At 68.7% G+C, this 24,333-nt stretch carries 21 protein-coding genes and 1 pseudogene; 5 read left to right on the top strand and 17 right to left on the bottom strand.

From position 1 onward, the window contains the following. Nucleotides 1-13: 13 nt before the first annotated feature. Entirely contained in the window at nucleotides 14-514 is a 501-nt protein-coding gene (locus GV790_RS18265) for a DUF4254 domain-containing protein (protein WP_163814546.1), read from the bottom strand. A 171-nt stretch (nucleotides 515-685) separates the two neighbouring features. On the opposite strand from GV790_RS18265, the pseudogene GV790_RS31205 reads away from it, so the two are divergent. The 3 genes and pseudogenes from GV790_RS31205 to GV790_RS18255 all read left to right on the top strand — a co-directional run. Further along, nucleotides 686-880: pseudogene (locus tag GV790_RS31205) on the top strand (winged helix-turn-helix domain-containing protein); the annotation flags it as partial. A gap of 144 nt (nucleotides 881-1,024) precedes the next feature. Then, nucleotides 1,025-1,489: a UTRA domain-containing protein gene (locus GV790_RS31200; RefSeq protein ID WP_228806982.1), complete on the top strand. Its 465-nt coding sequence runs from the start codon at nucleotides 1,025-1,027 to the stop codon at nucleotides 1,487-1,489. A gap of 2 nt (nucleotides 1,490-1,491) precedes the next feature. Continuing rightward, on the top strand, nucleotides 1,492-2,064 hold the full coding sequence (locus GV790_RS18255) for a GNAT family N-acetyltransferase (protein WP_163814544.1): 573 nt from the start codon (nucleotides 1,492-1,494) through the stop codon (nucleotides 2,062-2,064). A 93-nt stretch (nucleotides 2,065-2,157) separates the two neighbouring features. On the opposite strand, the gene eccCa is transcribed toward GV790_RS18255, so the two are convergent. From eccCa to eccD, 3 genes are read right to left on the bottom strand one after another with little or no spacing between them, the layout of a single operon-like run. After that, a complete protein-coding gene (eccCa, locus tag GV790_RS18250; protein ID WP_163814543.1) occupies nucleotides 2,158-6,219 on the bottom strand; it encodes a type VII secretion protein EccCa in 4,062 nt (1,353 codons plus the stop codon). Nucleotides 6,220-6,228: 9 nt separating this feature from the next. After that, entirely contained in the window at nucleotides 6,229-7,641 is a 1,413-nt protein-coding gene (gene mycP / locus GV790_RS18245) for a type VII secretion-associated serine protease mycosin (protein ID WP_163814542.1), read from the bottom strand. Continuing rightward, on the bottom strand, nucleotides 7,641-9,113 hold the full coding sequence (gene eccD / locus GV790_RS18240; RefSeq protein WP_178128090.1) for a type VII secretion integral membrane protein EccD: 1,473 nt from the start codon (nucleotides 9,111-9,113) through the stop codon (nucleotides 7,641-7,643). Before eccD ends, mycP begins: the two co-directional genes overlap by 1 nt. Nucleotides 9,114-9,353: 240 nt before the next feature. On the opposite strand from eccD, the gene eccA reads away from it, so the two are divergent. Continuing rightward, complete coding sequence (gene eccA, locus GV790_RS18235) at nucleotides 9,354-11,177, top strand: type VII secretion AAA-ATPase EccA (RefSeq protein ID WP_163814541.1); 1,824 nt, start codon at nucleotides 9,354-9,356, stop codon at nucleotides 11,175-11,177. 63 nt (nucleotides 11,178-11,240) lie between these two features. Here eccA and eccB read toward each other — a convergent pair whose 3' ends face one another. Next, nucleotides 11,241-12,737, bottom strand: coding sequence for a type VII secretion protein EccB (gene eccB / locus GV790_RS18230; protein WP_163814540.1), 1,497 nt, complete (start codon nucleotides 12,735-12,737; stop codon nucleotides 11,241-11,243). A gap of 208 nt (nucleotides 12,738-12,945) precedes the next feature. Between eccB and eccE the strand changes: the two genes are divergently transcribed. Next, nucleotides 12,946-14,751, top strand: coding sequence for a type VII secretion protein EccE (eccE, locus tag GV790_RS18225; protein ID WP_309139010.1), 1,806 nt, complete (start codon nucleotides 12,946-12,948; stop codon nucleotides 14,749-14,751). Between the two features lie 65 nt (nucleotides 14,752-14,816). Here the strand turns inward: eccE and GV790_RS18220 are convergent, their stop codons facing one another. The 12 genes from GV790_RS18220 to GV790_RS18165 all read right to left on the bottom strand — a co-directional run. Continuing rightward, on the bottom strand, nucleotides 14,817-15,104 hold the full coding sequence (locus GV790_RS18220; RefSeq protein ID WP_163814539.1) for a WXG100 family type VII secretion target: 288 nt from the start codon (nucleotides 15,102-15,104) through the stop codon (nucleotides 14,817-14,819). Between the two features lie 62 nt (nucleotides 15,105-15,166). Further along, nucleotides 15,167-15,457 carry a WXG100 family type VII secretion target gene (locus GV790_RS18215; protein WP_163814538.1) on the bottom strand — a complete coding sequence of 97 codons (291 nt, stop codon included), beginning with the start codon at nucleotides 15,455-15,457 and terminating at the stop codon, nucleotides 15,167-15,169. A gap of 92 nt (nucleotides 15,458-15,549) precedes the next feature. Then, nucleotides 15,550-16,341 (bottom strand): ESX secretion-associated protein EspG, encoded by a 792-nt coding sequence (locus tag GV790_RS18210; RefSeq protein WP_163814537.1) that lies wholly within the window; start codon nucleotides 16,339-16,341, stop codon nucleotides 15,550-15,552. After that, nucleotides 16,338-17,315: a PPE domain-containing protein gene (locus GV790_RS18205; protein ID WP_163814536.1), complete on the bottom strand. Its 978-nt coding sequence runs from the start codon at nucleotides 17,313-17,315 to the stop codon at nucleotides 16,338-16,340. The genes GV790_RS18210 and GV790_RS18205 overlap by 4 nt, the downstream gene beginning before the upstream one ends. A gap of 30 nt (nucleotides 17,316-17,345) precedes the next feature. Next, nucleotides 17,346-17,684, bottom strand: coding sequence for a PE family protein (locus GV790_RS18200; RefSeq protein WP_163814535.1), 339 nt, complete (start codon nucleotides 17,682-17,684; stop codon nucleotides 17,346-17,348). Between the two features lie 33 nt (nucleotides 17,685-17,717). Then, a complete protein-coding gene (locus GV790_RS18195; RefSeq protein WP_163814534.1) occupies nucleotides 17,718-19,025 on the bottom strand; it encodes a hypothetical protein in 1,308 nt (435 codons plus the stop codon). Next, nucleotides 19,022-19,342 carry a hypothetical protein gene (locus tag GV790_RS18190; RefSeq protein ID WP_171047994.1) on the bottom strand — a complete coding sequence of 107 codons (321 nt, stop codon included), beginning with the start codon at nucleotides 19,340-19,342 and terminating at the stop codon, nucleotides 19,022-19,024. Before GV790_RS18190 ends, GV790_RS18195 begins: the two co-directional genes overlap by 4 nt. 115 nt (nucleotides 19,343-19,457) lie before the next feature. Next, nucleotides 19,458-19,703 (bottom strand): YbaB/EbfC family nucleoid-associated protein, encoded by a 246-nt coding sequence (locus GV790_RS18185; protein WP_228806520.1) that lies wholly within the window; start codon nucleotides 19,701-19,703, stop codon nucleotides 19,458-19,460. Nucleotides 19,704-19,808: 105 nt separating this feature from the next. Then, a complete protein-coding gene (locus GV790_RS18180; protein ID WP_163814532.1) occupies nucleotides 19,809-20,150 on the bottom strand; it encodes a hypothetical protein in 342 nt (113 codons plus the stop codon). A 13-nt stretch (nucleotides 20,151-20,163) separates the two neighbouring features. Beyond that, complete coding sequence (locus GV790_RS18175) at nucleotides 20,164-20,949, bottom strand: ESX secretion-associated protein EspG (RefSeq protein WP_163814531.1); 786 nt, start codon at nucleotides 20,947-20,949, stop codon at nucleotides 20,164-20,166. Next, entirely contained in the window at nucleotides 20,946-22,802 is a 1,857-nt protein-coding gene (locus GV790_RS18170; protein WP_163814530.1) for a hypothetical protein, read from the bottom strand. The genes GV790_RS18175 and GV790_RS18170 overlap by 4 nt, the downstream gene beginning before the upstream one ends. A 113-nt stretch (nucleotides 22,803-22,915) precedes the next feature. After that, nucleotides 22,916-24,333: hypothetical protein (locus GV790_RS18165; RefSeq protein ID WP_218586433.1), on the bottom strand; the 1,418-nt coding region annotated here is incomplete at its 5' end.

Here is a 24,333-nt window from a genome sequence, read left to right as displayed (position 1 = left end):
CCGCCCCGCCCGCTCACCATTCGGGCAGCCTGCGCCGACCGGCCAGTACGTCGCGTACCAGGTCGTCGTAGGCGTCGGCCAGTTCGGCCAGGTGATGCCAGGCGCTGTGCAGCAGATCATCGTGGGCGTCGAGGGTCATCAACGCGTGATGGGCCCGCACGGACGCCTCGGCCAGCCGGTCGATCACCGCGCCGATGGTCTCGGTGTGCAGGGTGGCGCCCAACCGGTGCTGGGGAACGTTGCGCACCACCCAGTCATCGATCGCCATCACCAATTCGCCTCGGCGGCGCTCGATTTCGATGACGGTCGAGGGCCGGGTGTCGATCGATCCGCCCCGGCCGACCAGCCGTCTCTCATGCAGAATCGCCAGGTCACGGGCATACCAGAGCAGCTGACCGCCGATAACACGGTGCCCTCGGCACGCTCTGACAAGTAGATCCGAGGTCGGCAGCGGCCCGGAAATCTGGGGCTGCGCCACCGGATCGGCACTTCGCTGAGTGCCGGGAAGAGCCATTACGACTGTTGTATCCGAACCTGCCACGGTTGCCTCGCCGTCATCGCCGCACAACACCGGATCAGTACGTTCATTACAATAAACCTCGGAAAACCCCTGTCAAGCGTAATCGGGCCGTAGTGGGCCGAAAAGTGTACACTTCGTTACCTGCACGACCAACCGAGGAGCAAGATGGCGGACGGTCCGACGTATCACCGGATCGCAGACCTCCTCCGCGAGGAGATCCGCGCAGGCAGGTGGAAGCCGGGTGATCGACTGCCCAGTCATGCCGAGCTGGCCGATCAGATGCAGGTTTCGATCACTACCGCGCGCAACGCAATTCAGGTTCTGGTCACCGAGAACCTTGTCTACACAGCTACTTCCCGTGGAACGCTGGTCCGAAACCAGGAAGTACTCGAATCCGTGGTCACAGATCATATCCGACCGAATCGGCCACGGTCGGCACATGACATTTTCGAGGAAATCGCGCGCGCCGCCGATCGCGAACCCAGCAAAGAATTCAGCGCCCGTATGGAGCCCGCCGGTACGGAAGTGGCGCAATGGCTGGGCGTTCCGGCTGATTCCTGGGTGCTCGCCCGCACGGTCGTCCAGTATTTGGATAACGAACCGTGGTCCTGGGAGGTCAGTTTCTATCCACGTGATCTCGCCGAAGCCACCGGAATCGACTCACCGCACGACATTCCCGAGGGTACGACTCGCCGACTGGCCGATCGTGGCCACGCCGAGACCGCCCATCGCGATACCGTCGTCGCCCGGCCCGCAACCGCCGAGGAGGCCATTGTGCTCGGAGTCGCCACCGGAACCGTTCTGCTCGATCACCTTCGGATCGGCGCCAATCATGAACGCGTCACCCGCGCCACCAGGCATCGTTCGATCGCCACCCGCAATCGGCTGGCCTATGAACTAGGTGACGACGAGGGCACGGCCGTGATCCGCCGCGCCCTCGGCAGCTCCTATCGGCCCGGCATCGCGTAGCCATGTCCGTGGTCATCCGGCCCGCGGTGCTCGCCGACCTCGGTACCATCTGCCGGCTTCGGGTACAGCGCACCGCATGGCTGAGCGCGCGCGGTTCGGACCAGTGGACCGTGGCCGGACGGGGCCTGCCGATCGAGATCTTCGCGCGGTCGGTGGGCCGCTGCCTCGACGCCGGGGAAACCTGGATCGCCGAGGTGTGCGGCAGGCCCGCGGGCACGATCACCGTGAACGATCGGGCAGATCAAGGACTCTGGGATCCCGATGAGCTCTCCGACGCGGTGATCGTGCACTACATGATCGTCGATCTGCGTTACGCGGGCCGCGGGGTCGGACGTCGGCTGCTCGCCCACGCGGGCGAGCTGGGCCGCGAGTACGGCCGGGATTGGGTGCGGCTCGATGCTTGGACCACCAACACCGACCTGCACGCCTACTACCGCAGGGCCGGCTTCCAGCTGGCCCGGATCGCCGGCGACGCGACGCTCGGTCCGTCGCGGGCATTGTTCGAGCGGCGCACCGATTCGTGGACGCCGGCACGCCACGACAGCGCTCCCGTGTTCACCCCGGTACACGGCTGATCCGGCACTCGCGACCTACGCGACGGATATCGCTCGAACTCGCACGGCAGTGCCCGAGCTCGACGCCGGGCTCGCGCGCAGCGGAACGATCGCCTACAGCGGTGGCAGGTGGGCGATCTGGATCATCTCCTGGCCCCGGGTGCGGGAGACCAGCATGCCGCGACCGGGTGGGAGTTTGGTGGGGCGCACGTCGCCGATCAGTTTGCCTTCGTCGCGCGGGCCGCTCATGATCAGCGCGTCGACGGACAGGTTCTTCATACCGCCGAGCACGTGGTCGTAGAGCGCGCGGGAGACGCCGCCGATGCGCCGGGTGACCACCAGGTGCAGACCGATATCGCGGGCCTGGGGCAGGTATTCCAGCAGCGGCAGCAGCGGATTGGTACCCGCGGTGATCATGTCGTAGTCGTCGACCAGCACGTAGATCTCCGGGCCTTCCCACCAGCTGCGGTCGCGCAGCTGCTGCGGGGTGATGTCGGAGCCGGGGATGCGTTTGGACAGGTAGCGGGCCAGTTCGGTGATCATCGGTCCGCTGGTCTGCGAGGAGGTGGAATAGCCTGCCAGGCGTTCATCGGGGACGACTCCGAGCAGGCTGCGGCGGTAGTCGATCATGATGATCCTGGCCTCACCGGGCGCGGAGTTCTCCACCACGCCCATGGCGATATTGCGCAGCAGGGTGGTCTTGCCGCATTCGACGTCGGCGAAGGCCATGAAGTGCGGTTCGGCGTCGAAATCCAGCACGAACGGATCCAGTTCGTTCTCCCCGAGCCCGACCACGACCTTGGTCGCGCTCTGCCGGACGCCGTGCGCGCGGGCGATGGCCAGCACCTGATCCCGGGAGATCTCCAGCGGCAGCATGCGCACCTCGGGGGCGCGCCTGGTGCCCCACAGCTGTACCAGCTGTTCCTTGGCGGCCGCGACACCCTCGGTGAGGGTGGTGGGATCCGAGTCGGAGTCCAGCCGCGGCAGGGCGATCAGCATGTGCAGCTCATCGGGGGTCAGGCCGCGGCCGGGGCGTCCGACGGGCACCAAGGCCGCGGTGCGCCTGCCCATTTCCGAATCCGAGGGATCGCCCAGGCGCAGCTCCAGCCGGGTGCCGATCTGGTCCTTGATCACCGGCCGGATCTCGCCCCAGCGCGAGGCACCGAGGATGAGGTGGATGCCGTAGGACAGGCCCTGCTGGGCGATGGCGTTGACGGCAGGCTCCAGGGTGTCGAATTCCTCGCGCATGGCCGCCCAGCCGTCGATGACCAGGAAGACGTCGCCGAACTGGTCGGCGGCCAGCGGGTCGTCGGGTGCCGGTGGGTTGCCGTTGGCGGCGGCTTCGAGCTGGGCGTATTTGCGGCGACGGAACTCCACCATGGACTCGATGCCGAGTTCGGTGAATCGTTCCTCGCGCTGAGTGAGCAGCGAGGTGAGCTCAGCGATGGTGCGTCGCACCCGATCGCGGTCGAGGCGGCCGGCCACGGAGCCGACGTGCGGGATCCCGGACAAGCCGGTCATGCTGCCACCGCCGAAGTCGAGGCAGTAGAACTGCACCTGCTCCGGGGAGTGGGTGGCGGCCGCGGCCATGATGATGGTGCGCATGGTCGTCGACTTACCCGACTGCGGACCGCCGACCACGGCGACATTGCCCTGGCCGCCGGCCAGGTTGATGGTGAGCACATCGCGGCGCTGTTCGTAGGGCTTGTCGATGATGCCGATGGGCATCCACAGCTGCCCGTGCCGGTTGGCCGGAGAACGCCAGTCCGGGTCGGGCAGCAGCATGTCGACGGTCGGTGATTCGTCCAATGGCGGCAGCCACACCTCGTGCGCCGGCCGTCCGTGCCCGGTCAGCCGTTTGACCACGACCTCGAGCAGCGAATCGGGCAGGCCCTCTTCGGTATCCGCGGTCTCGGTGCCGGGCGGCGGGGGCAGCTCGGGCAGGCCGAGTGGACCCGCCGGTTCGGGCGCGGGCTCGATCCTTTCCGGCATCTCCACCGGCGCGGCGGTGAACACCGCAGGTGCCTGCCCGCTGCTGACGCTGCCGCCTGCCTCGCGGGTGCCGGTCGGTGAGACGTAGGGCCCGGAGACGTAGGTGGCGTTGAAGCGCAACGGATCGTCGGCGTCGCTCTTGAGATAGCCCGAGCCGGGGATGCCCGGCAGGTGGTACGCGTCGGTGATACCGAGCACCGCACGAGATTCGTTGGCCGAGAAGGTCCGCAGGCCGATCCGGTAGGACAGATGCGAGTCCAGGCCGCGCAGCTTGTTCTCCTCGAGGCGCTGCGAGGCCAGCAGCAGATGCACGTGTAGTGAGCGGCCCAGGCGGCCGATCATCACGAACAGGTCGGCGAAATCCGGTTTCTGTGACAGCAATTCGGAGAACTCGTCGACGATGACGAACAGCGCGGGCAGCGGATCGAGCTGAGCGCCCGCCGCACGGGCCTTCTCGTACTCGGTGACATTGGCGAAATTGCCCGCTGCGCGCAGCAACTCCTGGCGCCGGTTCATCTCTCCGGCCAGCGCGTCCTTCATCCGGTCGACCATCGAGAGCTCTTCCTCGAGGTTGGTGATCACCGCCGCCACATGCGGCAGCGGATCGAGTCCGAGGAAGGTCGCACCGCCCTTGAAGTCGACGAGCACCAGGTTGAGGTAGTCCGGTGAATGCGTGGTGACCAGCGACAACACCAGCGTCCGCAGGAACTCCGATTTACCGGAGCCGGTGGCGCCGATGCACAATCCGTGCGGGCCCATGCCGTTCTCGGCCGACTCCTTGATGTCGATCTCGACCGGCGTGCCGTCGGGTGTGACGCCGATCGGCACCCGCAGCCGTTCGCGGGCGGTGCGCGGACGCCACACCTTCGAGGCTTCGATCTGGGCGGCGTCGGGAATCTTGAGCAGCGCCATCAGACCGGGATCTGCCCTGGTCTCGTCGCCGAGGCTGACGATCTGCGCCGCGGTGGCGATGCGGTAGCGGGCCAGGCCGCGACCGAACGCGGTGGCTTCGGCGATGCTGACCTCGTCGGCGGTGGCGAACTTCTCGGTGCCCGCCGCGCTGCGCGCGCTGACGTCGCCGTCGGCGACCACGAGCTGCAGGCCACGGCGCACCGCGAGCCCGTCCTCGGGTGCGGTTAGGTCGAGCACGGTCACCGAGTCCAAGCCGGATTCGCTGACCAGGCGTTCGGTGCCGTTGACGTAGCCATCGTCGATGACGACCACCAGATGCAGCCTGCCCTGCGTCGGCTGCGGATTGCGCATGAACCGGCCGCGTTCGATCAGCTCCGCGGACAGCGCGGTTTCCAGTTCACCCAGTGAGCCGTACATCATCCGGGCCGAGCCCATACCGTCGCGCATCGTCGGATGTTGCAGGTGCGGAAGCCATTTCGCCCATGCCCAGTTCGGCCCGTCCGGGTCGGCGCAGACGATCGCGATCGCGACGTGGTCGGGGCCGTGGAAGGCGGCCAGCTCCATCAGCATGGCCCGCACCAGGGTGCGCGCCTCCTCGGCGACCCCGCCGATATTGATGGCGGGGAACGCGCGCAACGAGACCGCCGTCGGGAGGCGGTGCACCACCGAATGGGTGCGCACGAACCGGCGCAGCGCCACCGTCGACACCGGTTCGAGGTCCTCGAGCGGGCCGGTCTCCGGGCGGGCCAGTTTGGTGGCGAGGCGGTGGCTGCCGATGCCGACGCGGACATGCCCGAAATCCGGGTCGGCCGGGCGGCGTTCCCACATGCGGCGGGTTCCGATCACCGAGCGCAGGTCCATCGGCTCGGGATGGCTCCAGGTAAGTGCCTCGAGCTGTTTACTTCCGGTGCGGCGCACGTCTTTTCGCATCTGGTCGAGGTAACGGAAGTAGTCCTTGCGTTCCTCGTTGAGCTCGGCCGCCGACTTCGGTCCGCCGCCGCTGCGCATTCCCATCATCATGCCGACCATCGACATGATCATCATCATCGGGAACATCATCATCATCGGATTGGCGAACAGGTTGCGGCCCATCATCGCCATCATCGCGATCATGCCGACGACGGCGACGAGCATCACCACCGGCATCAGCTTGACCAGCAGCGGAGCGGGCAGCGGGCGCGGGATCTCCGGCGGGGAGTTCAACGCGACTTCCCCGCCGGGTGCGCGCGGCGGCGCGATCCTCGGGCGTCGCACGAAACCTTCGGTAACCATGGCGGTCCGCTACCCCTCTGTTGCTTCCGGGTCGAGGTCGGAGATGTCGGCGTCCTCGCCGCGGCGACGGAACGGGATCCACAGCGCGGTGCCGATCCCCAGCACGGCCAGGCAGGTGATCGCACCGATGGCGGCGATGCGGCGTGGCAGCGGGTCCGGGCCGGGCGGGCGCCACGGCTGCGCCATCGGGCTCGGGACGTCGGCGCCTTCGCTGATCGGCTGATCGGGCAGTTCCGCGGTCAGCGCGGCCACGGGGTCGATCAGGCCGTGGCCGATACGGTCGTCGCGGCCGGGCCCCGGTGCGTGCGCGGTGCGTTCGATCCGGTCGATCACCTGGGCGGCGGTCAGTTCCGGGAAACGGGAACGGACGAGGGCGGCCAGGCCGGCGACGTAGGGTGCGGCGAAACTGGTGCCCTCGATGGGGCTGATGCCTTCGGCAGTCTGCACGCCGTCCACCAGGCCGACGCCGCCGGGTTTGCTGTCGAGGGAGACGATCTGGCGGCCGATGGCGGCGACACCGATCCACGGGCCGTTCAGCGAAAGTTCGGACACGACGCCGTTCGGATCGACCGAGGCGACCGAGAGCACATACGGGTCGAACCAGGCGGGGCTCGCCACCGTCTGCACCCCCGCCCACCCGGATCCGGTGTTCTGCGCTTTACAGGCGCCGTCGGTCTGGAGATTGCCCGCCGCCGCGACCACCACCACATTGCGGTCGTAGGCGTACTTCACCGCCGCGCCGAGCGGCTCGTCGACGGTGTCGACTCCCGCTGCGGCACAGGCCACTTCGGAGATATTGATCACCGTCGCACCCATGTCGACGGCCCGCACGACGGCCGCGGCGAGGGTGAGAACATTGCCGTAGCCCGCACTGGCGATGGCGCCCGGCTTCTCCTGCGAACCGCGGCGATCCTTGGCCTCGAACGCCAGGCTCAGCTGCCGGATGGTGAGGATCTCCGCCTCCGGCGCCACACCGGCGAAGGCGTCATCGGGGCTCGGCCGGGCCGCGATGATGCCCGCGACCAGGGTGCCATGTCCATCGCAGTCGACGGTTCCGTCGGTACCGGAGACGTAATCACCGCCTGCCTGCAACGCGGGCAGCCGGGGATGGCGGTTGACGCCGGTATCGATCACCGCCACTTTCTGCCCGGCCCCTCGGCTGAACTGCCAGGCCGAGGGCAGATCGAGCACGGCCTGGGACACCGGGACCTCGACGGGTGGGCCACCGTTGAGCACCGGTTCGGCACAGACCGATCGCTGTTCGGTGGGTTCGAGGGGCGCCGGGCGACCACTGAGAGCCTGTGCCGCGGCCAGCGCACCGGGATCGATCTCCGGTGGCGGGACGGCATGTGCCGCCGGCAGGCCGAAGCCAGCAAGACTCAGCGTGATAGCGGCGGCCACCGCATGGGCACGCCTGCCCATCAGATATTCCGTGCCATCGCGTACACGCCCATGATCCACAGCACCAGCGGAATCACCGTGCAGATCAGCAGATATTCGAAGATCTCGCCGGAACGCCGTGTCACCGGGGTGATCTCGATGTGCGGGCCGATCACGCCGAACACCACGACCGCCACCGCCAGTGCCAGCAGCAGCCCACCGCAGAGCAGCGGATCGGCGCCGCCGAGAGCCAGCCCGGTGAGCAGCGCGGCGACGATGGTCGCACCGGCGATGATCAAGGTGGCGGCCTGCGCGAGATCGGCGAAGGCCCGGCCACGCAGGCACAGGATGATGGCGGTGACCACCGCGAGCGCGACCCCCTGCCAGCGGGAATCGCCCAGCGGGTCGGCGGCGCCGAGCGCACCGGTCACGCCCGCGATCGCACAACCGATGAGCAGGCCGGTCTGATACTGATTGGCCACGCGTGCTCGCCGGCCGAGCCCGGCCGCCGACGGCAACGCGGTGGCGCCGATCGCGCCGATGCCTTCGATGGTGGGACGCTGCTCATGATCGGCCGGGTCGATCGCACCGCCCGCGGTGGGCACCGGCGGCACCGGGAGCCGCGCCAGCACCGCCGACAGCCGCGGCACCGCCGAGATCAGCACGATCGCCGCCACCAGCAGGCCGGCACCGATCTTCGGCAGCGCCGGATCCCACACCATGCGCACCAGCGCGGCCACTCCCCCGCAGACCGCGACCGTGATCGCGGCGGTGAACAGGGTGGCGCCGGTGCCGGTCGCGCGATAGACGCCGACCGCGGCGACCAGCGTCACCGAAAAGCCCAGCAGCAGATGCGGACTGCCGAGATCACCCGGCACGAACAGGGCAGCGCCGCCGAACAACAGCAGCAGCGCACCGAAAGACAACCAGACCGCGGTGAGTTCGTCGTCGTACTTGCGCGCGGCGATGGCGGCGGCCACCGCCGCGCCGATGCCGACACCGGTGGCCAGGAACGGGGCCGCGATTCCGAGCCCGGCGTCGCGGCCGGCGGCGAACAGGGCGAGCGCGAGCACGGCGGCCACCACGGAGGCGACCAAACCGGTCCAGCGCGCGGCGCTCGGCGACCAGCCGCGAAAGTCGTTGGCGGTCAAGCGGGATACCGCATCGATGACGTCGTCGAACAGAGCCGGCGATTCCTTGGCGCTCACCGAACGCAGCACGAGCAGTTCGCCGTCGAAGACCTCCGCCTCGGTGAGCGTGCGGCTCGGCGCGATGGCGTCACGGCCCAGCCGGGCCAGCGTCCAGTGCCGAGTCTGCAGCGGAGCGGCGCCGTCTTCGGAGTCGACGGGTGCGGGGTTGCGGGACTCGATGAGAGCCACCAGATCGCCCATGAAGGTCGCGATCGGCACGTTGGCCGGCAACCCGACATCGAGCTGGGTATTTCCCCCGATGACGGAAACCCGGCACAGTTCTGGCTCAGCGGTACCGGCGCCGCTGCTCAACGTCTCGGTCAATTGTCGAACGACCCCAGTTCTTTCCTGCACGTTTCAGACACTCGCGACCGGATTCCTACCCGTCGAACCACCGGCGAGCCACTCCGCGGCACCGGCTCGATATTGCGACCGGACCACGTTGCAACCTACCGGCAGCGAACAATAATGTATCGGACAGGCCATGCCGACGCGATTTATGTCGCGGCCGGGCCGAACTCGTCCGTGTCCGCCGCAGTTATGAAGATTTCGGGGTTCCATGCAATGACCGGCAACCGTCAAGCACAGCGCGCCTTCGATGCCGGAATCCTGTCCCTCGGGCTGAGCATTGATGGACAGGAATCGACGCGTGATCTCGAGTACGCGAAATTGGCTTTTCAGCGCGCTACCGAATGGGATCCGTCCATGTGCGATGCCTGGCTGGGCCGGGCGGCGGCGGGCGAGGTCACCGATGAGGTCATCCGGAACCTGCACCGCACCAGCACCAGCACCCTCTACCGCGAGCAGCGCAGGCTCGGCCTGGCGCCGCGAGCGCTGGCCGGGCGGTTCGTCTCCGGGCTCTACATCGACTATCCGCTGGCTAGCTACACCGAGATCTGGCTCGCCTACGCCGCGAACCTGATCGGGAGCAAGCAGTACGACGAGGCCGAGCGGGTGCTCGACGAGCTGGCCGAGTACCGGGCGGGCATGCTGTCGGATCCCGATCGCGAGATCGACGACCGGATCAGCGCCTATATCCGCGGTGTGCTGCATTTCAACACCCAGCGCTGGCCGGATGTGATGTCGGTGCTGGCCGGGTCGGCCGAATGGGAGGACCCGTACCTGGCCACCGGCGCGCACGTGATGGTCGGTTCGGCCTGCGCCCAGCTCGGGTTGTTCGGCGAGGCGATCCGGCGGATGGAGCAGGCCGAGAACGGGCCGATTCCGGCCGCGCGCACCACGGCCATGTTCTGCCGCGGCCTGTGCCTGCGCGAAACCGGCAGCGAGGACGAAGCGCAGGCGCTGTTCGAGCAGGTGTATTCGCAGGCGCCGGACTTCACCGCGAACACCGAGGCGATGCGGGACAAGAGCTACCGCATCACGGTCACCACCAAGGAGTCCATCGACGCCCGCACCGACCGCTGGGATCCGGCCTCGGCGCCGTCGGTGGAGCAGCTGCAAACCGCCGACGCCGAGGACCGCGCCAAGAAGATCCTCACCGAGGCCCGCGCCGAACTGGATCGTCAGATCGGCCTGACGGCGGTGAAGACGCAGGTCGCGAAGCTGCAAGCGACGGCGCAGCTGGCCAAGATCCGGGCCGAGAAGGGCATGGCGAGCGTGCCGCGCGGCAACCATCTTGCCTTCACCGGGCCGCCGGGAACGGGTAAGACCACCATTGCTCGGGTGGTGGCCAAGATCTACTGCGGCGTCGGCCTGCTCAAAACCGACAAGGTGGTCGAGGCCAAGCGGATGGATTTCGTCGGCCAGCATCTGGGCAGTACCGCGATCAAGACCGACAAGCTGATCGACACCGCGATGGACGGGGTGCTGTTCATCGACGAGGCCTACACGCTGATCCAGACCGGTTTGTCCGGCGGTGACGCCTTCGGCCGCGAGGCGGTGGACACGCTGCTGGCCCGGATGGAGAACGACCGCGACCGGCTGGTGGTGATCATCGCGGGCTACGACGGTGAGATCGACCGGCTGCTCGCCGCCAACGACGGTCTGGCCTCGCGTTTCGCCAAACGCTTGCAGTTCCCCTCCTACACCCCGCCCGAGCTGGGGCAGATCGGCAAACTCATCGCCTCCTCGCGCGATTCGGAGCTGTCCGAGGACGCGGTGCGGCTGCTGGAACAGGCCTGTGAGCGGCTCTACAACTCCGAACGCACCGACCAGAGCGGCCAGCCGCGCCGCGGCATCGACCTGGCCGGTAACGGCCGTTTCGTTCGCAATGTGATCGAAGCCGCCGAGGAGGAACGCGAGTTCCGGCTGGCCAACGACGAGTCGCTGGATCTGACCGCGGTCGACGAATCGGTGCTGATGCGGATCGAGGCGCCGGACATGGAAGCCGCGCTGGCCGGTGTGCTGGCCTCGCTCGGGGTGTCCTAGCGATCGGTCCGGGTGCCGTATCCGGCGTACCGGATACGGCCCGAGCTCGGAGCGGCGGCTAGCTCAGTTGCGCTGCGGCAAAACGTCGTGCCTGGTCAGCGCGTCGCTGGGAGCCAGCGCCGGGCCGGGCACCAGCTGCCCGACGATGGCCCACGGCGCCGGCTCGGGTGAATCGCCGAGGCCGAGCACCATGGCGGTATCGATATCCGGGATGCCGTAGCGGATGCCGTTATCGGCGACGTAGAACAGGCTGCCGCGCCGCGGACTCCCAGGTTCCATGCCGGTGACGTGCACGAACTCCCCCGACGACGGGCGCAGATAAGCCTGATCGATGCGGTCGCCGGAGCCGTCGGCGGTGGCCAGCGAGACCGGTTGCGCACCCTCGGGCAGCGGCAGCCTGGCGCCCACGAGCAGGGCGGCCGAGGCGCGGTCGGTGGGTCCATCGACGGCATCGGCCTCGCCCTGATCGGTCTTCGACCAGGACACACAGGTGACCGGCGCGTCCTCGGCGGACAGGATGGCAGGCACGGCGGCCGGGAAGTGATCGACCGGCAGCTGCGAGAGCACCGGAATGCCGGTGAGCACGTCCGGCGGGACGGTCTCGATCTGGCTCATGCCCTGCGAGTTCGCGGTGCGGATGAGTTCGGCGGTGAACTCGGAGATGTGCTGCACACCCTCGCTGAGCACCACATACAGCTCGGCCCCCTGCTGCTTGCCGGTGGCCGCGACCGAGATGACGCCGCCCACCGGGATGTCGGACAGCGCGCCGGGGCCCGGCTTGCCCGCGTTCGGAATCTGTGGAACCGCGATGGGCGGTACCGGGGTGGCCGCCCCGAGCAGGCCGGTACCTGCCGGGCGCGGACGTTCACCGGAGAGGTCGAGCGCCCGCGCGAGCACGCTGTTGTCCGGGTCGATTTCGGCGCGTTTGCCCTCGTAGATGAGGTAAGTGCGGTCTGATCTGCGCACAAGCACGGCTTCCTCGGACCGCGCGGCGCGGATTCGTTCGCTCAGTTCCGGGCGCGCCGCGAGCACCGCGGTGTCCACCCCGGACGCCGAGGCGGCGCTGCCGGTGATGGACAGCTCGACGGTGTCGCACAGCGTCCAATCGGAGCGATCGCCCTGCGCCGAGCCGGGCAGCGCCGACGGCGCGCCCGGAATGCCGAGCAGCGGTCCACGCGGCATCTCGGCGAGCTTGGCGTCCTTGACCGAGGTCGGCGACTCGCTGCTGCCGCTGATCAGCCGGGCCGAGGCGAGATTGAGCACCGGGTGCAGGGTGGAACCGCCGTCGCTGTCGGCGACGACGACGTAGAGCGCGCCGCTGTCCTTGCCCATCACGATCTTCGCGTCGCCGATGGCGCCCTGCGGGCGGATGAAGGCCAGGATCGCCGCGCCGGCGACGACCAGCAGCCCGAGCACCGCCCCGACCAGCAGCGAACGCAGCTGTGAGCGCATCGGATCGTGCAGCATCCGCACATCCCGGCGCACCAGCGCGTGGTCGAGCCTGCGCAACAGGAATCGATATCCATTGACCTGCTGCCGGGTGGTCAGCTGTGCCGGCACATGGCCTCCATAGAACTGGGTTCTCCCCTCACTCGAGCAATTACAGTATCGGCCGAAACGGCGGTGTCAATCGACGTGGTACGCGGCCCGTCGAGCCGATTTCCCCCGTCCCGCGTATTCACCTGCGGCGCGGTATTGTAAAAGTTCTCCAGACCCCCCGGAATAAACAAACTCAGGCAAGCGGAATTCGAACCCAGGGCTACTAAAAGTGAACGTTGTCGTAAACGAACGGGAAACCGCAGCCGACAATTCGGCGGAAAACCCATCCGGGGAAATCAGGTCGGACATCGCGGTGAACGCGACGTTACGTGATCCCGAATTCTGGTTGTTCCGCCATATTCCTTTACGGCGGATGGTTCCGCTGGCGTTGCTCGCCGCCGTGGCGGCCTGGGTGGCGCTGGCCTTCGACGCACCGATCGCCGCCGTCGCCGGGATCGGGGCCGCGGTGCTGCTGCTGGGCGCGGTGCCGGTGCGGCGGGCCGATCCGCGTAATCTCGCCGGGATGGTGGCGACGGCCGTGGCGTGGCGGTGGCGTCGCGCCCGGCCCGGTCCGGCCGACGGGGGTGCCGAGCCGTTCGACGTCACCCTGCCCGAAGGCGGTAGCTACGGCGTGCGCTGGGACAACGACCTGCTGGTCACCATGCTGCGCATCGATCCGCCGCCGGATGCGATGACGCTGCTGCGGCGCGGCTCGCTCAGCACCGATCAGGTGTTGCCGCTCACCGAAATCGGAAAATGCTTGAGCCAGTTCGACATCACGCTCACCTCGATCGACGTGATCAGCACCGGCGCGCGCACCGCGGGCAACGGTGTGGTGGCCCAGCTCTACGACCGCATCCTCGGCCCGCTGCCCGCCATCGCCCACCGCACGGTCTGGCTGGTGCTGCGGCTGGATCCGCTGGCCAACGCGGAGGCGGTCGACAATCGTGGCGGCGGGCGCACCGGCAGCCTGCGCACCGCCATCATCGCGACCCGCCGCGTGGCCAATCGACTGGCTGCGCACGACATCTCGGTGTCGGTGCTCACCGCGGGCGAGATGAACGCGGCGGTGCGCCGGATGTGCTGGGGCGTGCCGCTGGACCAGTTCACCGAGACGCAGAACTCGCTCGTACATGGCGAGCTGCGGCTCACCAGCTACGAGATCGGCCCCGAGCTGGTCGGTTCGCGCGGCTTCGCCGATATCTGGGCCACGCCGAGCCTCAACACGATGGTGACGGTGCGGCTGCGTCCGGGCGTGCAGCGTCCCGGCGTCGGCACGCGGGCAGACTCCCCGCCGATCACCCTCGGTGCGCTGGTGCGCTTCGACACCCTCACCGAGTTCGACGCGCCGCCCGTCACGGGACTGCGGCCGTTGCGCGGCAGGCAGTATCGCGCCTTACTCGACACCCTGCCCGCGCAGACGGTGGTGCACGACAGTGCCGCGGACTATCACGGCCCGCTCAGCGCACTCACCGGCATCGCGGTGCCCACCGGTGGTTGCGGGCAGCTCATCGGCGCCGATCATCGCGGCCAGGGCATCGCGGTCCCGCTGATCGGTGACGGCACCCGCCATCTCGAGGTGATCGGCAAACTCGACCTGGCCCAGCAGGTGATCCTGCGGGCCATCGCGCTCGGCGCGCATGTGGTGGTGCACACCGGCAGGCCGGAGGCCTGGCAGACCATGGTCGCCAATGTCGGTGCACCGCATTCACTCTCGCTGGCGACGCGCTTCGGCGGAAACAACCAGCAGCACGGGCCGGCCTCCCCTCAGCCGGGCGCGGGGTTCAGCACCGCGACCGTCGTGGTGTTCGACGGAATCGCGCCCACCGCGTTGACGGGCGGCGCGACCATCGTGCGGGTGCGCGGACCACATGAACCCGGCGGCGATTTCGACGCCGACGTCACGCTGTACCAGGACCCCACCGCACCGAACCGCATCACCGTGCGCACCTCCACCGCGCAGGCCACGGTCAACATGGTCACCACCCCGGACGAGATGCGCTACATCGGCGAGTCACTCGCCGCCGCCCGCTGAATCCGCCGTTAACGCAGATAGCCGGCCCGGTATGCACCGGGCCGGCTGTTCGGCGCTGACGTGTCCTACACGCCCGCGAAGCCGTCGCCGATCTTGCCGTCGGTGCCGAGGGCGCGGTGCAGCGCGCTCTCCACCGCGGCGGCGACGTTGTCCAGGATCACCAGGGTGTCCTCGAACTTGGTGTCCCAGTCCTTGTGCACGGCCTGGAAGCCGTTGTAGGCCTCGTTGCCCTCCCAGGCGACGGCGAGCGCGCTGCCCGCATCGGCCATGTCACGGGCATTGTCGGTCAGTGCCTTGCGGAAACCCTGCAGATCGTGGAACAGGGTGGTCATCGCAGACTTGTCGTATTCCATCAGAACCCTCCGGATCAGTTGTGTAGCTGGTGGTTACGGCCGATGCCTCGATCGGGCGGCCGTCAGATCTTGATGTAGTTGAACTCGTCTTCGCCTTCGGCGTCGATCCGCTTGAAGGTGGCGCTGCCCTCACCGACCAGCTGGGTCATCCGGTCCAGCACGCCGTTCAGTTCGGTGGCCTCGGTGTTCCACCGGTCGGCGGCGGCGTTGAAGGCGTTGCGGGCGTCGCCCTCCCAGCCACGGGCCGCGTTGACCTCATCGGTGATGGCCTTGAGGGTGAACTTCATGCCCTCGACGGCGTTGGCCATATCGCCCTGGGCCTTGTCGGCGGATGAATGATCGGCGTAAACCATGATCGAACCTTTCGTGTTGTGATTTCTGTACCCGGAAGGTGCCGGTCGGGGCACCGCCGGGAGAGTGGCGGGCTACTGCACGCCCTGCGGGTCTACTGCGGCAGCCACCTTCCCCCGGGCAGTGCTTCGACCAGGGCCGAGATCGCTTGCGCGATCCGGTGATCAGTGCCCGGTGTCACCGTGGACCAGACCTGCTGATCCGCTGCGAACCCAGGCGCGGCGACGAGGCGACCGTGCCCGGTGTCGTATACCGCGACCGCCGCGGGCGGCCGGGTCGTCACGCCGTCGATGTGGGCATAGGCCACGATTTCGGCGTAGGCATGGCAGGACGCGAAGGCCAGCCCGTAGCGGGGCGCGTCCCGGTCGGCGACGCCGAGCGCGTAGAGGGCGTCGGCGTATTCGGCCGAGCTCTGCGCGGCTTCGAGGCGTTCGCTCAGTTCGGCGGCAGGCGCGCTGAACACTGCGACATCGGCGGGATCGGCCGGGCCGAGCGCGGCCAGCACAGGACGGGCGAGGGTGGCGCCGGACCCGTCGGACCAGACGGTGCCGATGTCGTAGTCGTCGCCGGTGCGCACGGCGAGGGCGTGCTGCTCGCCGCGGCGGGCCAGGCAGATTCGGATCGGCGCGGCGCCGGTGAACACGCGGGCGACCAGCTCGCGGTCGGGCTGGGCCAGGGTGAACAGGGCGTCGGCCAGGGTCGGTTCCACCTCGCCGTAGGCATCGATGACGCCGGAACCGGTCAGCTCGGTGACGGCGCGGTGCTGGGCCTGCGCCCATGCGTCGTAGGAGTCGTGCTGCGGCGCCACCGACAGCACCTGCGGCAAGGTTTGCACCCCGAGGCGCTCGGCGACGGCGAGTAGGCCGTCGTTGGTCACCAGCGTCATGACGCGCCTCCCGGGGCGGTACGGCCGGTGGGCGGCGCGGCCGGTTCCGGCGCGCCGAGGACCGCGGGGGCCGAGACGATGCCGAGATCGGCGCCGAGCGCGTCGGTGCCCGCATCGCCCGCCCTGGACTGGTACTCCTCCTCCTGGGCGCCCGCCGCGGCGGCGAAGGGCGAACCGGGAACCAGCGGGACGGTGCCGTGCGAAGCCGGAACCTGCTGTGGTGCCAGAACTTCCACTGTTTCAGCGGTGGCCGATTCGGTGAAGGCAGCGGCTTGGTATGAGGTCTTCGCGCGGGGGATGGGGCCGAGGCCGCCGCCACCGGGGGCGAACATGCCGGGTGTGACCGGGGGCAGGGCGGGTGAGCCGGCTTGCGGCGCGGTCGCGGGCACTTGCTCGGCCTGCAAGGCGGCGGCGGGCACGATGACCGGCGGCGGTTGCTGGGTCCAGGGTTGGGCCAGCGGCGCACTGGCCGATTCGTAGCCGCGCATCACCCGCGATGCGGCGGCCTTGGCGGCATCGGCATCGGCATCGGTGGTGGCTGCGACGGCCTGAATCGGGGCGCCGAGGGCGGATCCGACCTGCTCGAGCAAGCGCTGGATCTCCTGAATGGCCTGGATCTCCGCGCTGTTCGGCATGGCGAGTCGCGCCACCTCATAGGCCGCGACCTGCGTTTCGGCCCGGACCGCGTTGTTGGCTGCCGCGCTCGCCGCCTCGGTCAACCAGTCGCGCAACCGCGACACCTTGTCCAGCACTTCACGGCTGGTGCCCGACTGCCAGACCCCGCGCAGACCGAGCACCACCCGCTCGAAATCGACCACCGCGGTGCCGAGCTCGGCCGCCAACTGCACCCAGGCGGCGGCCGCCTCGGCCATCGGCAGCGAACCCGGCCCGGTCCCGAGTTCGCGGGCCAGCCGGTCGGGCTGACGCGCCTCCCAGACCACGCCGGTGAAGCCGGGCTGCGGTGGTTCGATCATCACAGAGCTCCGTGTGCCGCCCGAGACGAGCTAGGCCGCTCCGCGCGCGGGCACATCGAAGCCAGCGGCACTGTCGCTTTCGGACCGGCCGAACTCGGTGATCTGGCTGCGTAGTACAGCGGCCAGCTTGCGTAGTTCATGGATGCCCGCGGCGGTGCTGTCCCCGAAGGACATCGCGACCTCGTTCATCGTCTGCGCTGCCGTGCGCGACACCTCGTCGGCACCGGCCGGTTCGACCTTCAACGCGGCTTCCCTGCTGGTCAGTGCCTGCTCCAGCCGGTCGGCCAGACTGTCGAGTTCACGCGCGGCCGCGCCTGCACCCGCGGCATCGAATTGGACCCCATCGAAATCCACACCACTGCGGACCATGACAACCTCCTGGATCGGACCGTGCTGACTGCGTCAGAGGGTGAGTTCTTTGTCGGGCGGTGCTTCGGATTGCTGTTCGGCCGCGCCGACCACCGGCAGCGAGACACCCTCGATATCGCCGACGACCTCGTCGCCGTGCTGACCGGACACCAGGTAGTTCGGCATATCGCCGGCGTCGCCCGCACCGCGCACACCCGCGGCGGCGCCGGCCGCACCGGCCGCTCCTATCGGCATCATGGCCGGGCCGGTGCCCGCGGTGGTGGCTGCCGAGCGTCCGCCGGCCATCCCCGCCTCGCCGGACGCCGCGGCACCCAGTCCACCGACGGCACCGGGCACGGCCCCGAGTCCCGCGGTCCGCGTGCCCGGCCATGGGCTCAGCGGTGCGGCGACCGGGCCGACACCGCCGCCACCGACGCCGCCGCCACCGACACCTGCTCCACCGCCGGCGCCCGGATGGCCTTTACCTGGCTCGCCGTCCTTCTTCTCGGCCGGATCCTGCGCACCGTCAGTGGGTTTCGGCGCCAGCAGCGAGGTGTTGGCCGCGGCCAGCTGTCCGATCGACTGCGCCCCGGTACTGGCCATCGTCATCAGCGGGGTGACCATCTGCAGCAACTGCATGACCTGCTGCATCGAGTCCACCCCCTTGGGCGCCCCGGTGACGGCGACCTTCTTGCCCGCCTGGGTCATATTTCCCGAGTGGCCGAGCAGCTCGCCGCGGGTCTTGGCCACCACGGCAGTCGCCGAGGCCAAGGCCTCGGTGGTCGCGGCGACCATGAACATCTGCCCGCCGGGAGTGGCGAGCAGCGGTGCCGAGGCCACCATCGTGGTCAGGTATTTGGCGATGATCGCGGTCAATTCGGCGCCGCCGACCGCCACCGAGGTCGCCGCGCCCGCGAGCACCGTCTTCTCGTTGGTGCTCTGCGCGGCCAGTTCGGCGCTGTCGGCCTGTGCGTCGGCGGCCTTGCCCGCGGCGCTGCTTGCGCCCATCCCCTGCCAGATCGTCATCACCGCCTGCAGCGCGGAGGTACCGAGCTGCATCGCGGTGGTGAGCGCGGTGTTGACCGCCTGGAATACCTGCATCGGATCGGGACCGCCACCCGGTGGCGGTGCGAGTACACCGGTGCCGAAACTGCTGGCCAGATCCGTCAGCGGGCGGGCCAGCGCGGCGATATCGATCACCGGCATCGGCGGGAATTCGGGCAGCGGCGGGATCGCGGACAGATCCGGCAGCGGCGGCAGACCCATATCCGCCAGGATGTCGTTCACCGGCCGGTCGATATAGGGCGCGAGGGCGCTGCCGCGTAAGAGATCGACGACGGTGGGGTCCAGCTCCGGATTCATTGCAGCGGCGCGGTTGCCGCACCCAGTTCGGCGATGGCGGCGGCGTCGGAGGCCTCGTAGGCCGCGGCGCTCTGATGCGCGGTGACCGCCGTGGCGGCGTGCACACCGGCCAGTTCCATCACCGACGACAGGTGGTTGCCCTGTGCGATGGCGTACGACACCAGGAATTCCTGCCCGATCAAGCCGAATACGGGGGCTGCGACGGCCATGGTCGCGGCCTGGTCGACGCTGCCCGCGGTGGCCACGCTCGTCGCCATCGCCGCTGCCGCGTCGCCGTAGCGACGGATCGCGTCAGGTGTTGCTACGAGGTCGCTCATCGTACTCCCCGATCCGGTGATGCTGGATGTTTGGCGCGAATCCCCCCACCGAGCGGACGCTACGGTGTGAGCTGTCGCAAAAAAACTATGACCGGTCAGGGTGAACGTGACGTGTCTACCCGCTGACTTCTTCGTTGAAAGACACGACGATTTCGGCGCGCCGGGCAAAGGCCGCCCTGGCCGCCGCTGCGGCGGTAGCCACCAGCCGCTGCTCGAACTCGGAGGGCGTGAGCTCCGAGATCGCCGTGGTGAACTGGAGATTCACCAGCGAGCCGTTGCCATCGACCTCGGCGGTCATCGACCCGTCCGGCGCGGTTTCGCTCGCGCGGACCGCGGCCATATCGTCGGCGAGGTCGCGCATGCGGTACAACCGCCGGCGGACGCTGGCTTCCAGCTCGTCCATAGATTCAAACACGAGATGAATTCCTCTCCCGCACAGTTGTTCCCACTGATGGAAATCAGCAGCTCAGACCGAGCGCAGCCAGCTACGCGGCTCGGTGTCGTAGTCCTGTTCGTCGGCCATCTCCTGCGCGGCCACCTCGGCCACGGTCGGCAGGCCCATCAAGGCCAGCATGTCCTCGGCCACGCCCGCTTGTTCCAGCTGTGCCCGCCGCGCGAGCCCGGCCCGGCTCGCGGCCTGCTTGCACAGCCGCAGCACCTCGGCCGCCAGCGCCGCCGGATCGCCACGTAGCTCGGCTCGTTCGATCGAAATGCCCACCGGCAAACCCTGTTCGGTGGTGCGCACCGCGATCGCACCGGTGCGGGACGTGGCGGTCCATTCGGCCGGGCCCTGCTCCTGCTCACTCATCGCGGCATTCCTTTCACGCGCGTTCATCCTTGATCGCCCGGATCACCGCGGCGACCCGGGTATTGATCGCGTTGACCAGATGTTTGCGGTCGGCCGGTCTGGCCACCGGCGGTGTCTCGTCACCGATGACGTAGCGGCCGTCTTCTTCGAGATCGCGCCAGCGCAGCCGGTGTTTGGTGATGCCGCGCGGTCCGAAGATCGAAAAGCCCTGCACCACATCGATGGTTCCGTAACTCGGCGCGGGCGTGGCCAGGAAGGTGGCGCCACGCTGACCGACGGAATCGTCGAACGAGTCGTGTACGGCGGAACCGCCGTAGGAGTGGTCGAGTTCCTCGCTCGGATTTTCGGCTGGCAGCACCACATCGCGCTGCCTACCGGGCTCGGCCTCCGGCATCTTGGCGACCATCGCCTCGGCCAGACTCACCGCCTCGCACTCGGAGACGGTGAAACCCCCGCTGTGCCAGTAGGTCTCACCTGGCAGCTGTTCGATGATATAGCCGGTGTTCTGCCGCCGGGCACCGTGCAGCCGCACCAGACCCTTCGGTTCGCGCGGTGCGCGGCCGTCGCCACCGTTGATCACGATCCGCAGATCCGGGTCGGCGATCGCTTCCAGCACCGCATCGAACGAGGAGCCGAGCCTGCGCCGCACGTCGTCGCGCGCGGCCAGCTTCTCGGCCTTGAACTGTTCTGGATCCTCGGTGCGCCCGGTGTAGAACAACGGGAACGGCAGCCCGCCGCGGCGCAGCGACTCCCACAGCACGACGAACTCGATATCGCTGAATTCCCAGGTCCGGTTCATTTCTCCACAACAGGTTTGGCCACCACCGGCGCATCGCCCAGTGCTTCTTCGATGTGCTCGACGGAGTCGAGGTAATCGGCGCGCTTGTGCTCCTTGGCCTGCTGACCACCACCAGCGCCCGCGCCCGCCGGACCCATGCCGCCGGGCGCGCCGGGAGCACCAGCGATGGGCGCCAGACCGGCGCCACGCATCGCACCGGCCGCGACACCGGCGGCCGAGGCGCGCGGGAACAGCTTGGAGGCCTGGGTCTGCGCTGGTTCCTTCGGGAGCCCGCCGAGCCCACCCGCGCCGGCTCCGCCACCCGCGCCACCGCCGCCGACGCCCTTGCCTCCGCCGAGCCCGCCCTTGAGGTTCGGCAGGTCCTTACCAAGACCGGACAGCGCCTGCGGCAGCCCGGCCAGACCGGCCTGCTGCATCGCCTGCTGGGCGGCCTGCTGAGCTTGCTGCAACCCCTGCTGGGCGGCCTGCTGAGCCTGCTGCAAGCCCTGCTGTAGCGCCTGCTGGGCTTGTTGCGCGGCCTGCTGGGCCGCCTGCTGGGCGGCTTGTTGCTGCGCGCGTTGCTGGGCCTGCTGCTGGGCCTGTTCCTGCTGCTGGCGCAGCTGCTCGGCCTGGCGTCGCGCATCGGCCTCGGCCTTGTCCCGCGCGGCCTGCATATCCCGCTGCTGCTGGCTCAGCGCCTGCTGATCCTTGGCGAACTGGGCGAGGGAGGCCTGCTGCTGTTGCTGGGCGGCGGAACTGCCGCCCCCATTGTTGCCGCCGCCGTTGTTGCCACCACCGTTGTTGCCGCCATTGTTTCCGCCGTTGTTGCCCGGATTCCGGGGGTCGTCGTTCGGCATCTGCACCGCATCGGCCGGCTTCGGCAGGATCGGAATCGCGCTCGCGCAGGCGGCGATGCCGGGCTCGTACCAGTTCGCGTAGACCTGCCTGGCCAGTTCGAGCTGGGCGTGTTCCTGGTCGTCGGGGGTGTAGGCGACGCTCTGGTCGGGCATGCCGTAAACCGTGTTGGCCGTCCAGCCGGAGGCATTGACGAGATTGTCGCTGAGCTGCTGCATCGCGGTGAGCAGCTTGCCGCTGTTGTTGGTGTAGAGCCGGACGGCGCGAGCGGCGCCGTCCGCGCCGGTGCCCTTCCAGCGATCGGAATCCATCAAGCCCTGGATGCTCTGGTCGAAGTTGGAGAACCCGGACTGCAACTGCAACTTCATCCGGAACCAGTCACCGCCGGCCACCGCGATGAAGGCCGGTTTGCCGCGGATCTGATCGCCGAGCCACCACAGCTGGTTGAAGTTCAAGGTCTGCGCGGGCGGCACCGTCACCGAGAAGCCTTGGGAACCTTCGCTACCGGCGAGGTCGAGCAGGCTGTCCGGGAGTCCGCCGTACTTGGAGTCCTTGTTCTCGTAGTTGCCGAGGTTCGGAATATCGGGCGAGATGTCGACCCAGCCGCCGTGATACATCTGCTCCTGCTCGACGTGCTTGATCAGATCGCCCGCATTGCTGGTACGCACCATCGAGTCGAAATGGCCCTTGCCGTCCAGATCGGTGCCCTCGTACAGCTTTCCCGCGATGACGAAGGACTCGCCCAGATCGGTGGCGATGCGCTTGTGTTCCTTCATCACCTCGTCGCGGAACTCCGCGGCGATCTCGGCGAACTTGTTCGCCAGCCGCACCGCGCCGGGAAAGTGACCGAGGCCCTCGATCTTCAGCACGTCATCGAGGCTGCCGGTCACCATGTTCAGCACATCGACCAGATCGGCGCAGTAGGACGCGGCATCGGTGGCGACGTCCTTGGTGAACACCAGACCGCCGTTGCCTGCTTGCGTGCGGAGATCGCCCCATGGGTTGTTCTCTCCTGCCATCGGCACAGCTCCTTCCCACTCGCTGTCCACACGGTGCGGGATCATCCCGTGGAGAAACTGAACGGCAGGTAGCCGCGCGATGAATCATGCTCGGGCCGAGGGTTTCCGCCAGTTCAGAAGTCGGCCGCGCGGTGCCGTTGCTGGTAGCGCTGCTCGAACTCGGCGATGTAATCCGAGGGGGCGATGGAGGAGCTGGACTGTTCGAGCACGCCGTCGTCGGCCAGGTAGAAGATGGTGCGGCCGACGGCGAGTTCATCCGGTGCCACCGGCACGTACACCATCCAGCCGACGCTGAACCGCTCGGCGATCAGCTCCTGCGGCGGATAGCCGGCGGTGGCCGCCCCGGTGTCGGCCAGATGCGCCCGCACCCGCGCCAGCGCCTGGTCCTGCGGCATCGGTTCGGGCAGCGAGAGCGCGACACCGGCCACGGTGAGCTGGTAGAAGGCGCTGTCGATATCGAAAAAGCCGTCATCGCCGAACACTTCGACCAGGGTGTCTCTCGTCGCGACACCGACCTCGGCGGCCGAAAGCAGCGCGGCCACCGCACGACGTTCACGATCGCCCGGCTCGGCCGTGATCAACCGCAACACCACATCCACCACCGTGTCGAAGGTCCAGAACCCCGGCACCGCTTCGGCGATCCCGTGCGCACCCGGCGATTCGCCCCGATACCAGTGGCCGCTGTCCCACCAGTAGCAGAACGAGAGCAGCCCGGTGGACGCGCGCGCGTTGAGCACGGGGTTGGCGACCCACTCCGGCGCACCGGCATACAACTCGGGCAAGGCCGCGTCGCGGTTGTAAGCGGCGTCGAGTTCTGGTGCGTTCCAGACACCGCCCGAGAGCACGGCCCGGCCACCGGGCAAGGCGTACAGCGTGGCGCCGCTGCGCCGGGAACCCTCGAACATGCCGAGGGACGGCAGGATTCGCGGACCCCACTGCGAACCCGCCGCCACGAACGCGGCCGACAGTACCGCCCACCGCGCCCACATCAGCGGAAACTCCGGCAACTCGTGGTCGGCCTGTGCACCGCGAAGATCGCGGGCCCGGTCGGCGCGTGCCTGCGCGGCGGCATCGCCGGGTGAGCGGGACTGCCGGTCGGCATGGACGATATGAGCGGCCAGCCAGACCGGCAGCGAATCACGCGGATACAGCCGCAGATCCTCGGCGTAGGCCTCCGGTGCGAACAGCTGATCCTGCGGGAACGGCTCGTCGGCGTAGTCGTAATCGACCTCGAGCTCGCCGCCCGCCCCCAGCGTCAACAGCAGACGCCACCAGGGACCGTCACCGAGCTGCGCGGATTCGTGACGCTGCCGGCGAACCAGCTCCAGCAACTCCGTCGACGGCTGCGCGCCGATCGAATGGCCCTCCTCGTCGACGTAGAAGATCTGGCCGAGTTCGGCGGCCGCGGTCAGTGCGAACAGGGCGGTGATCGCTGGTTGAGCCCCGAAGCCGGGGCGGGCGCCGACGGCGCGCGGATCCTGACCGCGGCGGGTTGGCAGCGGCCGGACGCCGATCACGCCGGCAACTGGTG

Source organism: Nocardia cyriacigeorgica (assembly GCF_010858045.1).
GTDB classification, from domain to species: domain Bacteria; phylum Actinomycetota; class Actinomycetes; order Mycobacteriales; family Mycobacteriaceae; genus Nocardia; species Nocardia cyriacigeorgica_E.
Note: the sequence above shows the minus strand (reverse complement) of the source record. Positions and strands in the feature narration are given on the sequence as shown.

Excerpts from the sequence above, each read along its gene's own strand:
- GV790_RS18265 (WP_163814546.1), bottom strand. The coding sequence starts at position 514 with ATGGCTCTTCCCGGCACTCAGCGAAGTGCCGATCCGGTGGCGCAGCCC.
- GV790_RS31200 (WP_228806982.1), top strand. The coding sequence starts at position 1,025 with ATGGAGCCCGCCGGTACGGAAGTGGCGCAATGGCTGGGCGTTCCGGCT.
- GV790_RS18255 (WP_163814544.1), top strand. The coding sequence starts at position 1,492 with ATGTCCGTGGTCATCCGGCCCGCGGTGCTCGCCGACCTCGGTACCATC.
- eccCa (WP_163814543.1), bottom strand. The coding sequence starts at position 6,219 with ATGGTTACCGAAGGTTTCGTGCGACGCCCGAGGATCGCGCCGCCGCGC.
- mycP (WP_163814542.1), bottom strand. The coding sequence starts at position 7,641 with ATGGGCAGGCGTGCCCATGCGGTGGCCGCCGCTATCACGCTGAGTCTT.
- eccA (WP_163814541.1), top strand. The coding sequence starts at position 9,354 with ATGACCGGCAACCGTCAAGCACAGCGCGCCTTCGATGCCGGAATCCTG.
- GV790_RS18220 (WP_163814539.1), bottom strand. The coding sequence starts at position 15,104 with ATGGAATACGACAAGTCTGCGATGACCACCCTGTTCCACGATCTGCAG.
- GV790_RS18215 (WP_163814538.1), bottom strand. The coding sequence starts at position 15,457 with ATGGTTTACGCCGATCATTCATCCGCCGACAAGGCCCAGGGCGATATG.
- GV790_RS18210 (WP_163814537.1), bottom strand. The coding sequence starts at position 16,341 with ATGACGCTGGTGACCAACGACGGCCTACTCGCCGTCGCCGAGCGCCTC.
- GV790_RS18205 (WP_163814536.1), bottom strand. The coding sequence starts at position 17,315 with ATGATCGAACCACCGCAGCCCGGCTTCACCGGCGTGGTCTGGGAGGCG.
- GV790_RS18200 (WP_163814535.1), bottom strand. The coding sequence starts at position 17,684 with ATGGTCCGCAGTGGTGTGGATTTCGATGGGGTCCAATTCGATGCCGCG.
- GV790_RS18195 (WP_163814534.1), bottom strand. The coding sequence starts at position 19,025 with ATGAATCCGGAGCTGGACCCCACCGTCGTCGATCTCTTACGCGGCAGC.
- GV790_RS18190 (WP_171047994.1), bottom strand. The coding sequence starts at position 19,342 with ATGAGCGACCTCGTAGCAACACCTGACGCGATCCGTCGCTACGGCGAC.
- GV790_RS18185 (WP_228806520.1), bottom strand. The coding sequence starts at position 19,703 with ATGCGCGACCTCGCCGACGATATGGCCGCGGTCCGCGCGAGCGAAACC.
- GV790_RS18180 (WP_163814532.1), bottom strand. The coding sequence starts at position 20,150 with ATGAGTGAGCAGGAGCAGGGCCCGGCCGAATGGACCGCCACGTCCCGC.
- GV790_RS18175 (WP_163814531.1), bottom strand. The coding sequence starts at position 20,949 with ATGAACCGGACCTGGGAATTCAGCGATATCGAGTTCGTCGTGCTGTGG.
- GV790_RS18170 (WP_163814530.1), bottom strand. The coding sequence starts at position 22,802 with ATGGCAGGAGAGAACAACCCATGGGGCGATCTCCGCACGCAAGCAGGC.